The following is a 13,326-nucleotide window of genomic DNA, read 5'->3' as shown; positions in this document are numbered from 1 at the left end:
GACTCTGAGTCTGATAAGGGTATACAGTGACCGATTCTCCCGAGTCCACACCGAACGAGCCCGAGGTCCCCGCCGAGGCCATCGCCGCCGTGGTCGCGCACGACCGGATCGAACCGGTCGGGCTCGAGGTGGAGATGCAGCGCTCCTACCTCGACTACGCGATGAGCGTGATCGTCGGTCGCGCGCTGCCGGACGTCCGGGACGGGCTCAAGCCGGTCCACCGCAAGATCCTCTATGCCATGTTCGACTCCGGCTACCGGCCCGACCGCGGCTACGTGAAGTGCTCCCGTGTCGTCGGTGACGTGATGGGTCAGTTCCACCCGCACGGCGACGCCTCGATCTACGACGCGCTGGTCCGGATGGCGCAGCCGTGGTCGCTGCGCTACCCGCTGGTCGACGGCAACGGCAACTTCGGCTCGCCCGGTAACGATCCGGCCGCCGCCATGAGGTACACCGAGTGCAAGCTCGACCCGCTGGCCATGGAGATGCTGCGGGACATCGACGAGGACACCGTCGACCTCCAGGACAACTACGACGGTCGGGCCAAGGAGCCCACGATCCTGCCGTCGCGGATTCCCAACCTGCTGTTGAACGGCTCCGAGGGCATCGCGGTCGGCATGGCCACCAAGATCCCGCCGCACAACCTGCGGGAGATCGGCGCGGCGGTGCAGTGGTGCCTGGAGCACCCGGAGGAGGACGAGGAGGCCACCCTCGATGCGCTACTCGGCATCGTCAAGGGCCCGGACTTCCCGACCCACGGCCTGATCGTCGGCACGACCGCCATTCAGGACGCGTACCGCACGGGTCGTGGCTCGATCCGGATGCGCGCCGTGGTGGAGGTCGAGGAGGACAAGCGGGGCCGGCCCTGCCTGATCGTCAGCGAGCTGCCCTACCAGGTCAACCCGGACAATCTCGCCGAGCGGATCGCCGAGCTGATCAAGGAGGGCAAGCTCGCCGGGATCGCCGACATCCGCGACGAGTCCTCCGGGCGTACGGGCATGCGGATCGTGCTGGTGCTCAAGCGCGACGCGGTCGCCAAGGTGGTGCTGAACAACCTCTACAAGCACACCCAGCTCCAGGAGACCTTCGGCGCCAACATGCTGGCGCTGGTCGACGGTGTGCCGCGCACGCTCAACCTGGCCCAGTTCATCCGCTACTACGTCGAGCACCAGATCGACGTGATCCGTCGGCGGACCGCGTTCCGGCTACGCAAGGCCGAGGAGCGGGCGCACATCCTGCGTGGTCTGGGCAAGGCACTGGACGCGTTGGACGAGGTGATCGCCCTGATCCGGCGCTCGCCGACCGTGGACGACGCCCGGCAGGGCCTGATCCGGCTGCTGGAGATCGACGAGATCCAGGCGACCGCGATCCTGGACATGCAGCTGCGTCGCCTCGCCGCCCTGGAGCGGCAGCGGATCGTGGACGACCTGGCCAAGCTCGAAATCGAGATCGCCGAGTTCAAGGACATCCTGGCCAAGCCAGAGCGGCAGCGGCGGATCGTCTCGGAGGAGCTCGGCGAGATCGTCGCCAAGTGGGGCGACGACCGACGTACGCAGATCATTCCGTTCGACGGCGAGGTCTCGATGGAGGACCTCATCGCCCGCGAGGATGTGGTCGTCACGATCACCCGCACCGGGTACGCCAAGCGGACCAAGGTCGATCTGTATCGCTCGCAGCGGCGCGGCGGTAAGGGCGTCAGTGGCGCCACGCTGCGGCAGGACGACATCGTCAGCCACTTCTTCGTATGCTCGACCCACGACTGGATCCTGTTTCTGACGAACAAGGGTCGCGTCTACCGGGCCAAGGCGTATGAGTTGCCGGAGGCCAGTAGGGTAGCCAAGGGCCAACACGTGGCCAACCTGCTCGCCTTCCTACCCGACGAGCAGATCGCGCAGATCATTGAGATCCCGAACTACCAGGTAGCCCCCTATCTGGTACTGGCCACGAAGAACGGCCTGGTGAAGAAGACGCGGCTCGAGGAGTTCGACTCCAACCGTTCCGGCGGCATCATCGCGATCAACCTGCGCGATGAGGACGAGCTGGTCGGTGCTGCGCTGGTTGCGCCGGAGAACGACCTGCTGCTGGTCTCCAAGAAGGCACAGGCAATTCGGTTCAACGCCTCGGACGAGGCGTTGCGGCCGATGGGCCGTGCCACCTCGGGCGTGATCGGCATGCGCTTCACGGACGATGACGTCCTGCTCGCCATGGAGGTCGTTCGAGAGGGTTTGGACGTTCTGGTGGCCACGAACGGGGGATACGCGAAGCGCACTCCGATCGAGGAATACCCGGTGCAGGGCCGGGGAGGTAAGGGCGTGCTGACTGCGAAGATCACCGAACGACGTGGTGGCCTGGTCGGCGCGGTGGTGATCGATCCGGACGATGAGCTGTTCGCGATCACCAGTAACGGTGGTGTCATTCGGACTCCGGTGAAGCCTGTACGCCGTACCCGTGACCGGAACACAATGGGGGTCAAGCTGATGGACCTCCCGGACGGCGTGACTATCGTGGCGATTGCTCGCAATGCCGACGAGCCTGACGAACAGGACTAGTTGAATGACGGAGACACAGGCGAAGTCGGGGAACACGGGGACCTCGGCTAACCCGGTCGACGAGGAGGCCGCCAAGGGCGGCACACCAGCGACCGGCCGCGCGGCCGTGGGCCGGGCGACGGTCCCCGCCGATGCGCCTGCCCCGAAATTCACGAGGGCCCCGGGCATGACACCCCCGCCGGAGCAGTCCGGCGAGGACGCTGAATCGGGCGACAAGACCGAGACGGCTGGCGCCGAGGCGCCGACGTCTGCCACCGCCACACCTCCGGGTTCGGCGGCGGCACCCTCGGCCCGTCCGGCGACCACCCAGCCGATCAACGTGCGGCCCGGCCAGGCGGCGTCGACCGGGACCACCGGCACCCAGCCGCGGATCACACCCGGCATGACCCAGCCGCAGCCGGACGCGGCGCGTACCGCCGCTGCTGCCGGCCGCCCGGCCAGCGGCGGTGGGCTCCCCCCGGGGATCGGCAACGCGTCCGCCGTCGGGGCCGCCCGCGTCGGTGACGCGGTGCGTGCGGCGCGTACGTCGGTCAGCTCGGCCGCGTCCCGCGGACCGCGCCGGGCCCGGCTGAACCTGAAGCGGATCGACCCGTGGTCGGTGATGAAGTTCGCGTTCGCCGTCTCGGTGGTGCTCTTCATCGTCGTGGTGGTCGCCACCTCGGTGCTCTACCTGGCGCTGGACGCTATGGGCGTGTTCCAGAGCGTCAACGAGAGCCTGAGTGACCTGGTCAACGCCGGCGGTGGGCAGAGCACCAGCGGCTTCCAGATCACCGCCAAGGGCGTGATCCTCAGCTCGGCGTTGATCGGCCTGGTCAACGTGGTGCTGTTCACCGCGCTGGCCACGCTGGGAGCGTTCGTCTACAACGTCTGCGCCGACCTGGTCGGCGGGATCGAGCTGACCCTCGCCGAGCGGGACTGAGCGACCGGGACGCCGGAGCACCGTGGAAAGCGGTCGCTCCGGCGTCCCGTACTCAGGTAGGTTTTGCAGGCGTCGATGGCCTGGCTCGTGAGGCCGGACCCCGATTTGGGGCTGGCCGAGCGGATGGGTTAATCTTGCTCGTCGCAACGCGGGGCTATAGCTCAGTCGGTTAGAGCGCAGAGCTGATAACTCTGAGGTCGATGGTTCGATTCCATCTAGCCCCACCGCATGTCGTCCGACGGTAGTCGAGCTTGAGGGGTTGCCCCATGTTCAAGAAGCTGCTGATTCTGGCTGGCGTCGTCGGCGTGGCCGCCGTCGTGTTCAACAAGATCAAGGCCTCGAACGACGAGCGTGCTCTGTGGCACGAGGCGACCACCGCGCCCGACCTGCGCTGACGTCCGGCCCGGCGACGAGCGATCGACGCCACGGCCATCCACGGGGCCCTAGCTCAACTGGCAGAGCACTGCCTTTGCAAGGCAGGGGTTAGGGGTTCGAGTCCCCTGGGCTCCACCAGCACTTTCCCTGATTGATCTCGGTCCGAGTACAGCCATTCGTACAGCCAAGCCGGTCACGCCGTCCCCTCCTGGCCGAGAATCCGGTCAATGGCCGAGGCAGCCTGACGAGCCCGCGCCGGCAGAACGTGGCCGTAGGTGTCGGCCGTCATCCGGATCGTGGAGTGCCCAAGCAGCTCCATCACCGTCCGCAGCTCCTCGCCTTGGTCGAGCAGGAACGTGGCGAACGCGTGCCGTAAGTCGTGCAGGTGCAGCCAGTCCAGCCCGGCCGCAGCGCGGAGCTGCTCAAAGCGCCGGTTGACGTTCCGCGGTTCCATCGCGGTGCCGATGGTGCTGGCGAAAACCAGGCCCAGATCCGACCACACCTCCCCGGCCGCGAGCCGTTCCTTGGCCTGGCGCACGCGCTGTGCCTCTAACGCCTGGACGGCCAAGGCCGACAGCGGCAGCGGACGGGCCGACCGGTGCGTCTTCGGTGGCACGAACACCAACCCGTGATCCGTTCGCTGGAGCGTCTGCCGAACGAACAGCGCCTTCCCCGGCAGGTCAACATCCGACCACCGCAGACCCAACAGCTCAGCCCGCCGCAGCCCGGTCGCCAGCGCCAGGACGAATACCGATTCCAGTCGGTCCCCGGTCAGCACCGACAGCAGCGTCTTGGCTTCCTCCGGAGTCAGTGCGCGCCGCTCGGTCCGGCCGAGGGCCGGCGGCTTGGCTGCCTTGGCCACGTTGCGCGGCACCAGGTCCATCCGCTCAGCGTCGGCCAGGGCGACGCGCAGCACGGCGTGGACCTTGATGATGCTGGCGGGTGCGAGTTTGCCCCGCAGCCCAGTAAGGAACCGCTGCACGTCCCGAGGCGTCAACCGATCGAGCTTCACCCGGCCCAGACCCGGCACCAGGTGCTTGCTCACGGCCAGGCGGTAGCGCACCAGCGTTGACGGACGAGTGCCGTCGTGCGCCTTCACGTCCCGCAGCCACTCGGACAACCAGGCTTCCAGGGTGCGAGGCTGCGCGGAGAGATCGACGCCGAGCTGAAGTTGGCGCCGCAGCTCGTCCCGCTTCCGGACGGCCTCAGCCTCGCTCTTGGCGTAGACGTACTTCCGCTTCCGCTTGCCGTCGATCCACCCGAGGTCGACCACCGCAGCCCACATGCCCGGCCGCTGCTCGTACACCGAGCCCTCACCATGAGAACGCCGACGCCGGCCGGTCATGCCGCAAACTCCTCATCAGCCGCCAAGAACTCATCGAGCGCAGACAGCGGAATCAGCCGAGCGCGACCAGCCTTGATCGAACGCAGCCGGCCCGATCGCATCAGGACGTACACGGTGTCCCGACAGACGCCGAGCAGGGCCGCAGCCTCAGCCGGGCGGACGCTTTTCCGCTCGCTCATGCTCCGGTCCCTTCCTGCTTTGCCGACTGACGTGAGGTGATTGCCGAGCCATCGGGCGGGTCGGCGGCGGCGCGTCTGGCGGCGTCAAGTTGGACGCGCCATTGGATGCGCTCAGATATCGCCCGCAGGACCCGGTGGCCGAGGGGCGCAACGTCAGGGTCGGTGGGTTTGGCCAGTTCCCACGCGTGGCGTTGCTCGCCGCCGGCCGGGGCGGTGTCGGCGTCGGTGGTGACGCCGAGCAGTGCCTTGACCCACTCGCGGCGGTCGGCGCGGTGGTCGGTGAGGGTTTTGCCGGACCATTGCCGGGAGATGAGGACGCGTCGGCCGCCGATGCCGAGGGTTTCGCGCTTGTGGACCTTGTTCTTGCAGTTGCCGGGTCGCAGTCCTTGCTTTGCCTTCTTGGGCTGGACGCCGTAGAGCAGCCAGTTGGCGCACCGCTCCGAGCACGGCGTGTGCCGCAGCTCCAACCACAGCCGTTCCAGGTGCGTCCGTTGCCGACCGGTGGTCACGTCGTGGCAGTCTGCGGCTTGCTTGGTGAGGTACTTGGTGATGTAGCCGACGCACCGGTTGGCGTCCTTGGTGCCGGCGAGCACGCCTTTGGCGTCGACCTGGGCACCGAAGTGGGCGACGTGCACGGGTTGGGCGTCGGGATCGGTGTCGACCAGGTCCAGGGCGTCATCCCAGGCCGGCAGCAGCCGGCCGGTGGTCGGGTCGGTGTAGCCGACGGCGTCGGCGTCCCACTGCGGCGCCTGCCCCGGTTCGTAGACGCGCACGTCGACTGAGGGCCACCACACCTGGTGGTAGGTCGCGGCGGCGACCTGGCGCACCAGCGCCCGGGGGATGGTGCCCCGGATGGCGAAGTGTGCGTGCGGGGCCAACCGGCGCTGCGGCTCAACGGCCCCGGCGTACTGGACGTTCCAGCCGACCGCCCGGCGCAGGTTCTGCCAGAACCGATCGAGCAGCCGAGGGAAGTGCACCGCATCCCAGGCGGCCCGCCGGTAGTCGTAGCTGTCCGGGTCGACCGGTGTCCCGTCAGTGTGGACGCGGCCGTAGGAGCCGAGGGTGAGGGTGAGGAACATCGACGGCCGGAACACCTGCCCACGGTTGCCCTCGAAGGCCCGGCCAACGGTCCGGTTCTCCACCGGCAGGCGGGGAAGGTCCGGGGCATCCTGCCGCCGCTTGGTAGAGCGGACCCGACGCTTGCCGTCGCCGTCCTCCTGGTCGTCGCCGCCGTGCGGTGGGGCGGGGCGACCGCGCATGCCCTCGGTGGTGATCTCGCTTTCCAGTTCCTCGATCGCGTCGTCCAGGTCCGCGACCTGATCCCACTGCGAGACGCGGGCCGCTTCATCGCGGGCGAATTCGAGGTGAGCGCGGGCGACGATCAGGCCGCGTTGCGCGTCGGTGGCGGGTTGCGGGCCGGGGTCGGGTTCGTCGTTGCGGTGCCATCCCTCGCGGATCTGCTGCTGGCGCAGCCGGCGAGCCTTGGTGGCGCAGGCGGGGCACTTGGCCTCTTGGGTGGCGCCGCAGGGCATGTCGATGACTTCGGTCTGCCCGGAGTCGAGGTCAGTGCGGCGCAGGCTGACAGGGCGGGTGCACACGCCGTAGTCGGCGGCCAGATCCTTGACCACATCGACGGAGCGGGGCATGAGCATCCGGGCGGCCCGGGAGCCCGGCCTCGGCTCCACCACGGGGGCGGGTTCGAGGCCGGGCAGCGTCGGGGTGAGAGTCATCGGCACACCTCCGTCGAACGAGGGAGGTCGCGGACCCGCAGGAGGGGGCGGGGGTTGGCGGTGGCGTGGTCATCGCGCAGCGGATCGAACGCCACCACACCGGCCCGGGTGGTCTTGGCCCGGTACATGGCCGCGTCGGCGTCGGCCAGGGCTGCGGCGAGGCCGGCCGGGCTGGCGGGGGCGAGTCCAATGCTTGCGGTCACTGACACCGACACACCGGAGGGCAGGCGCACGGGAGCGGCGATCGCGGCGGCCAGCTGGCGGGCAGCCGCAGCCGGGTTCGGGTCGAGCAGCAGCGCGGCGAACTCGTCTCCACCGAGCCGGGCGGGCATCCCGTAGACGCGGCGCAGGCGTTGCGCGACGGCGGTCAGGACCAGGTCCCCGGCGGCGTGGCCGTGGGTGTCGTTGACGGGCTTGAAGCGGTCCAGGTCCAGCACGGCCACCCACGGGCGCAGTGGCGCGAGCTGCTCCCAGCCGGCGGCGAGGCCGGCGCGGTTGGCGAGGCCGGTGAGCGGGTCGCGGAGGGTGGCGCGTTGCAGGGCGGCCAGCTCGTAGCGAGCGACGTAGAGCCGGTACTGATCCCAGCAGAACAGAGCGAGGCAGGCGGCCAGGAGCAGGCCGGAGAGCAGGTGGTTGGTCATCGGGTCACCTCTCCGATCAGCGGGGTGCCGTTGCGACGGGTGAAGGCGGCCGGCGGCACCGGAGCCACCGGGGCGACCGGTGTCGGGCGGGTCGGCTCGACGGGGGCCAGGGCGACGGGCTCAGGCATGGCCGGGGCAGGAGCCGTTGCGGTGGGCTGCTCGACAGAGCGGGCCGGCGCAGCATCGGCGGCCGGGGTTGGGGTGGGGGCGGTGGACAGGACGAGCTTGGACAGGCCGATGAAGGCCAGCGCGGGCACGGCCGAGAGCAGCCATCCGGACAGGCCCGGCTTGGCCACGGCGAGTTGCGCGGCCAGGGACAGGGCGACGGCGGCGACGAGCAGGAACATCGGGTAGCCGATCGGCCCGCCCGTGCGGCGACGGCGGCGGATGGTCAGCAGCGCAGCGGCGGGGATGAGTTCGGAGATGACGGCGTTGGCCCAGCCGAACCACTCGCCCGTGCCGGCCGGGGAGTTGTCGAGGGTCCAGTCTTTGACGTGGGTGAAGGAGGCGGCCCCGGCGAAGCCGGCGACGATGAGCAGGATGACGACGAGGACCAGGGCGTCGATGCGGTCGGCGCGCGTGTTGGCGTGGTGGGGCTTCATGCGGCACCGTCCAGGATCTCGCCGTCGATCACGCGAAGCCGGCCGTAGGTCTGGGCCATGTCGCGGATCTCGTCATCGCTGAGGTAGGAGAAGCGGACCCGCATCGGCGTCGGGTCACCGTCGATGGCCACGAACCCCACGCCGGGCAGCGACTGCGGGATCCGGTCACACAGCGCCCCGCGATCGCGCATCCCCTCACCCAGCACGAGATCGACCTGAGCGGCTTCCGCGAGGCGCAGGCCGATGCGGGTCGGGAACAGGTCCCGGAACGGCAGCACCTCCTTGCGGGGGTCCTGGATCGCGGCGACCACGTGCACGCCGACCGCGCGGCCCTGCGACAGCAGGATCGAGAGCGCTGCCTTGATGCGGTCCTTGAGTTGCCGGTCGGTGAGGTAGGCGGTCAGGTTCGCCAGCTCATCGATCACCAGGACGATCAGCGGCTCATCCGGGGTTGGTGTGTGCTGGCGGGTCCGGCCGTAGAGCTTGCCGGCCCGGTCCTTGGCGACGGTGGCGGCTTCCTCGATCAGCTCACACATCGCCGCGTAGTCCTTGCGGGCGAACCGGCTGAACATCGGCGCACCCATGCCCAGCTCCATGCCGCCTTTCGGGTCCAGGCCCCAGATCTGCACGAGTCCGGAGGTGACCCCGGCGGCGAGGGACCGAACCACGGACCAGATGACAGAGCCCTTGCCCGAACCGGTGGCGCCCACCACGAGGACCTGTGTTCCGAACAGGCGCAGCTCGTAGCCGTCGCCGTCCTCCTGCCGACCCACCGGCAGGGCGGTGAACTCGGGAACCGCAGGCACCGGCAGCGGTCGGACGAGCTTGGCGAGGGGGTCACCGCGGAACAGGTGCAGCAGCACCACATCCGGGCGCGGACCGGGTGCGGCCTTGACCTGACGGACGCCGAAGGTGTGGGCGAGGCGTTCGGCCACCTTGGCGAAGTCGTCGGGGATCTGCCCGGTGACCATCCGGACCGTGACCACGTCGATGCCGGAGGCGCAGTGGACGCGGCGTAGGACCGGCAGGACGGTGTGGGAGTCGAACGAGACGGCGAGCTTGGCGGTGACCATCGCGGCGTGCCAGTTGCGGCGGTAGACCCACCGGCGGTAGCGGGACAGGATCGGCCACCAGCCGAACCGCAGCCACGAGGGCCGGTGCCCGAACGCCCACCCGGTCGAGCCGGCGGCGACGGCGCCCACGACGACGGCGGGACCGGCCCAGCCGAACCGCAGGTACAGCCAGCCGAAGAACACCGCCGGGACGGTGACGTACCAGAAGCGGACCAGCACTACGGCCAGACGGCCGAGAGCCTTCAACGTCCACCACGACAGGGCCAGCCACATCGGGATACGCACGAACGGAGTGCGGACGTTGATCGGAGCGCCCTCGATCCGGTCACCCCGGATCACGTTGACCAGCGGCACGGCTCAGCCCTCCCCACCCGCAGCGGCGAACAGGGCGGCTTGCCCCGGCGTACCGGGACCACGGCGCACCACCCGGCGACGCACCGGCGGGCGGGCCGGCAGCAGCGCGGCCAGGTTCACGGGTCCGGACTCCGGGGCGGGGACGTGGCGGGTCATGGTCGGCAGCCACCGGCCCCGACCGAGTACGGCCCGCAGGTCGACGCGGTCGGAGACGTGCGGGGCGATCAGGTCCGGGTCGAGGTGGCGCAGCTTCACCACCGTGCGAGCCAGAGCGGCAGCAGCGGCGGCGATCTCCACCAGTGCGGCCACGCGGACCGCGTCGGCGGGAACGGTGGTGTAGACCTCGCGGGCGGCCCGGATACCGGGACCGGCGAGACGCATCACCGTGCGGCGGTGAGTGCGGCGGGCGGGGGCGGGGCGAGGGTTCCCGACAATGCGGGCAGCGTCAGCTAGCGTGGGCATCAGCCCAACTCCTTTCAGGGAGATGAGGGTCAGGCGCGGGGCGGGAGTTGTCTTGGCGGGCGAGTCCCACCCCGCGCATCCAGATCTGGTCAGGCCGCCTGCTTGATCGCGGCAGCCTCGGTCATGGCCCCGGCGCGGACCGACCACGCCTGACGCGCCCGGCACTTCCCCGAGCCCTTGCACCGCTGCGAGTCCACGTACGGCGTCAACGTCACATCGGTGAACGTCACCGCCGGCGGATAGCCCGGGATCTTCGACGCCGGCGGCACCGGCTGCACCGGGGCAGCGATCTTCACCTTGACTTCCTTGGTCCCGCCGAACTTCCCGGCCTCCGGGTCCAAGTCCAGGACCTTGACCACCCACAGCCGCTCGCCCGTGTCCTTGTCGCGGGCCTGGTCATCACCCTGGCCGCGCTTGTCGAAGTCCGTCACCGGCTCCACACCCAGGCACAGCGCACCCTGCGGGAACACGTAATCGAACGGAACCGGAACCTTGATCGCGTTGGGGATCGACATCGCTTGTCCTTCCGGCCGCCTGTCTACCCCCCTAGACAGTCGCGGCTTGGCTTCGTGGGAGATGTATAGGGGGATAGACAAGAAGCTACGGCGGTACGGTGAGAGCGTCAAGGGGGCTAGACACTCCTACGTCAACTGCGAGGACCGGCATGACGGGCGAAGTGGACAGGATCGCGGCGCTACGCGATCCGTTTGAGCTGCTACGACAGGCGACAAACCGCATGTCGGCAGCTCAGGAGGAAGTGACCGAACTTGCCCGCCTTCGCCGTCGCGTCATCCAAGAGCTGCACGACCAGGGCATGTCGTACGCGCACATCGCCCAGAAGGTGGGCCTGACGCGCGGTCGCATTCACCAGATCCGCCACGGCGGTCCAGCACCCGAAGGTGCCTTCCTCGGTACGGGCAGCGTCATCATCGCCACGCCACTGAAGGAAGAGGCGATCAAGGCCCGACCTGTGGTGGCGATTGAGGACGTGGCCGCAGCCCAACGCTTGGGCGAGCTGGCTAGAAGTCTCGGGTTGGAACCATCGTTCGAGCACGTCCCAGTCGGTGGCGCCATCGACCTGAACCGTCCGAACCTTGTGGTGATCTGCGGGCCGCGCATCTCCGAACCCGTCGCCCAGGTCCTCGCCCAGGACCCGGTACTCCAGTTCGAGCGAGCCAGCGACGGCCCCTGGACGCTGGTCGACCGTAGGACCGGCACCGTCTACCGCTCCGGCCAGGATCAGGAGCCGCCGGCTACCTCTGACGTGGCCTACCTTGGCCGACTGCCCCGTCCGGACGGGCAAGGGTCACTCATCGTGTTTACCGGCATCCATCCGCCCGGTTCACTCGGTGCCGTTCACCTGATCTGCACCCAGATCAACGAGCTCTACGCCCAGGTCAACACCGGCAACTTCTCCATCTTGGTCGGCACCCAATATGAGCCGGGTACCAACGAGCCGCGCCAGGTCGAGCTGCTAACCCCGCTCTACCAGTTGGAGGAAGCCTGATGCAGGTCGCCATGGCAACCAGCCCTGCGAAACTCGACCAACCTAACGAGGACTTCACCGGCGCCATCCCGAACGCCGTTGTCCTGCTCGACGGCGCTGGGCTGTCCGGCGCAAAGTCGACGTGCAGTCATGGTGTCGCTTGGTACACCCGCAGGCTTGGCGGGGCGCTGCTCGCCCAACTGGCGGCCGACGACGGCCAGGACCTCACCACCGTTCTCGGGCAGGCCATCGGCCAAGTGGCGGATGCTCACCGAGGAACCTGCGACATCAGCGACCCGAGCAGTCCCTCCGCAACCGTCATCATCTTCCGCGTCAACAACGACCGCGCGGAATACCTTGTCCTTGCTGACTCGGTGCTCGTACTCGACCAAGCCGGAGACGCCCCCGTGGTCGTCACCGACGACCGAGAGGCAATCGTCGGCAGCCACTACCGCGCAGCCATGGACGCCGCCGTTAACGGAACCCCGGAGCACGATCAAGCCCGACGCGAGTACATCGAAGCTCTGCGCGCCCACCGCAACCAGCCCGACGGTTTCTGGGTAGCCGCGGGCGACGTTCAGGCAGCATCCGAAGCCCTCATCGGAAGCCGACCAATCCAGGGCCTCACCAGCGCCGTCCTGCTCAGTGATGGGGCAAGCCGCATCGCGGATCGCTTCGCACTCGCGGACTGGCCGGAAGTTCTCGCCCTCATCACTAAGTCGGGACCAGCCGAAGTCATCAGGCAAGTCCGAGAAGCGGAAGGCAGCGATCCGCAGGGTAGGAAGTGGCCGCGTGGCAAGACCCACGACGACGCCACCCTGGCCTACTGCACTCAGCTTGGCGAGCCGGTTTCACTGCCGAATTGACCTCTTAAGAATCAAGGCGGCCCGCAAGCGGGCCGCGCCGGCCCGCCCCGGCCTGCTGGCGACCTCCGGCCGGCATCGGCCGGTTCGGCCGCCGCGCTGACAGGACGACAAGACCTTGAAGACCTTGGGGCTCCGCCCCGACCCCGACCCTCCTCAGAGATGCCGCCGCAGATCACCTCGCCGGGCACCACAAGGGCTACCAGCCTCCCCGGACGGGGCCAAGTTCGTTCGTCCAGCAGGGCGCTCCACATTGATCCCGTCCAGGAGGGCTGGAATGTCTACAACCGTCCGACGAGGAGATCTGCTGTTTCCGTCGGAGGCCTTTGCTATTGGCTAAACGCGTGTGACCTCATCGGAGGTGCTGCTCGCCTATACGTCGCGCAGGCAGGTCATGTAGGTGAAGCCGAGCTGGCCGGGTCCCCACACGATCGCAATCCAGCCATTGGCCCCACTGCCACCGCATGCCGTATACCTCCCGCCGAGGACAACACCGCCGCCCTGGTCCTCCCACGGGTTGCAGGAGTACTGGTAGCCGTACTGAGCCGTCGTGAGTACCGGTGCCTCGATATCGGCCCAGTACCTGATTGGGAGGTTGTTGGCAACGGACTTCACTCGGGTGGTGCTGCACGTCGCGTACGACGAGGCGGCCGTCACAGCGCTGCCCTGTGGCGACGCGGCGTTGGCTGGGGTAGCAGTCAGCAGCAATACAGCTGCAGCTACGGCAGCGGTCGCTGCGTGGTTCTTG

Annotated in this window: 13 protein-coding genes and 2 tRNA genes; 7 read left to right on the top strand and 8 right to left on the bottom strand. The window is 68.8% G+C overall.

What is annotated here, in order from left to right:
- Positions 1-26 precede the first annotated feature (26 nt).
- The 5 genes from gyrA (at position 27) to ABZT18_RS26125 (ending at position 3,981) form a co-directional block, all read left to right on the top strand.
- Positions 27-2,549, top strand: a complete 2,523-nt coding sequence (gene gyrA / locus ABZT18_RS26145) for a DNA gyrase subunit A (protein WP_354992976.1) — start codon at positions 27-29, stop codon at positions 2,547-2,549.
- A 4-nt stretch (positions 2,550-2,553) separates the two neighbouring features.
- A complete protein-coding gene (locus ABZT18_RS26140; protein WP_354992975.1) occupies positions 2,554-3,468 on the top strand; it encodes a DUF3566 domain-containing protein in 915 nt (304 codons plus the stop codon).
- A gap of 150 nt (positions 3,469-3,618) precedes the next feature.
- Positions 3,619-3,692, top strand: a tRNA-Ile gene (locus tag ABZT18_RS26135).
- A gap of 42 nt (positions 3,693-3,734) precedes the next feature.
- On the top strand, positions 3,735-3,863 hold the full coding sequence (locus ABZT18_RS26130; RefSeq protein WP_209444550.1) for a DLW-39 family protein: 129 nt from the start codon (positions 3,735-3,737) through the stop codon (positions 3,861-3,863).
- A 42-nt stretch (positions 3,864-3,905) separates the two neighbouring features.
- A tRNA-Ala gene (locus tag ABZT18_RS26125) sits at positions 3,906-3,981 on the top strand.
- 55 nt (positions 3,982-4,036) lie between these two features.
- On the opposite strand, the gene ABZT18_RS26120 is transcribed toward ABZT18_RS26125, so the two are convergent.
- From ABZT18_RS26120 to ABZT18_RS26085, 8 genes are all read right to left on the bottom strand, one after another.
- A complete protein-coding gene (locus ABZT18_RS26120; protein ID WP_355252677.1) occupies positions 4,037-5,188 on the bottom strand; it encodes a tyrosine-type recombinase/integrase in 1,152 nt (383 codons plus the stop codon).
- Positions 5,185-5,367: a helix-turn-helix domain-containing protein gene (locus ABZT18_RS26115; protein ID WP_210912260.1), complete on the bottom strand. Its 183-nt coding sequence runs from the start codon at positions 5,365-5,367 to the stop codon at positions 5,185-5,187. The genes ABZT18_RS26120 and ABZT18_RS26115 overlap by 4 nt, the downstream gene beginning before the upstream one ends.
- Entirely contained in the window at positions 5,364-7,097 is a 1,734-nt protein-coding gene (locus ABZT18_RS26110; protein ID WP_355252674.1) for a replication initiator, read from the bottom strand. The genes ABZT18_RS26115 and ABZT18_RS26110 overlap by 4 nt, the downstream gene beginning before the upstream one ends.
- On the bottom strand, positions 7,094-7,738 hold the full coding sequence (locus ABZT18_RS26105) for a GGDEF domain-containing protein (protein ID WP_355252671.1): 645 nt from the start codon (positions 7,736-7,738) through the stop codon (positions 7,094-7,096). Before ABZT18_RS26105 ends, ABZT18_RS26110 begins: the two co-directional genes overlap by 4 nt.
- Positions 7,735-8,340, bottom strand: a complete 606-nt coding sequence (locus tag ABZT18_RS26100; RefSeq protein ID WP_355252668.1) for a DUF2637 domain-containing protein — start codon at positions 8,338-8,340, stop codon at positions 7,735-7,737. The genes ABZT18_RS26105 and ABZT18_RS26100 overlap by 4 nt, the downstream gene beginning before the upstream one ends.
- Positions 8,337-9,767, bottom strand: a complete 1,431-nt coding sequence (locus ABZT18_RS26095) for an FtsK/SpoIIIE domain-containing protein (RefSeq protein WP_355252665.1) — start codon at positions 9,765-9,767, stop codon at positions 8,337-8,339. Before ABZT18_RS26095 ends, ABZT18_RS26100 begins: the two co-directional genes overlap by 4 nt.
- A 3-nt stretch (positions 9,768-9,770) precedes the next feature.
- The gene (locus ABZT18_RS26090; RefSeq protein ID WP_355252662.1) at positions 9,771-10,229 is read right to left on the bottom strand and encodes a hypothetical protein; all 459 of its coding nucleotides are present in this window, start codon (positions 10,227-10,229) and stop codon (positions 9,771-9,773) included.
- Between the two features lie 89 nt (positions 10,230-10,318).
- Positions 10,319-10,744 carry a hypothetical protein gene (locus ABZT18_RS26085; RefSeq protein ID WP_355252659.1) on the bottom strand — a complete coding sequence of 142 codons (426 nt, stop codon included), beginning with the start codon at positions 10,742-10,744 and terminating at the stop codon, positions 10,319-10,321.
- Between the two features lie 149 nt (positions 10,745-10,893).
- Between ABZT18_RS26085 and ABZT18_RS26080 the strand changes: the two genes are divergently transcribed.
- Together ABZT18_RS26080 and ABZT18_RS26075 are read left to right on the top strand one after the other, a co-directional pair.
- Positions 10,894-11,736: a sigma-70 family RNA polymerase sigma factor gene (locus ABZT18_RS26080; RefSeq protein ID WP_355252656.1), complete on the top strand. Its 843-nt coding sequence runs from the start codon at positions 10,894-10,896 to the stop codon at positions 11,734-11,736.
- Entirely contained in the window at positions 11,736-12,581 is an 846-nt protein-coding gene (locus ABZT18_RS26075) for a protein phosphatase 2C domain-containing protein (protein ID WP_355252653.1), read from the top strand. Before ABZT18_RS26080 ends, ABZT18_RS26075 begins: the two co-directional genes overlap by 1 nt.
- Positions 12,582-13,326 lie beyond the last annotated feature (745 nt).

The sequence above is a fragment of the Micromonospora sp. NPDC005291 genome, assembly GCF_040607415.1.
GTDB lineage: Bacteria > Actinomycetota > Actinomycetes > Mycobacteriales > Micromonosporaceae > Micromonospora.
This window is presented reverse-complemented; position numbering and strand designations above follow the sequence as displayed.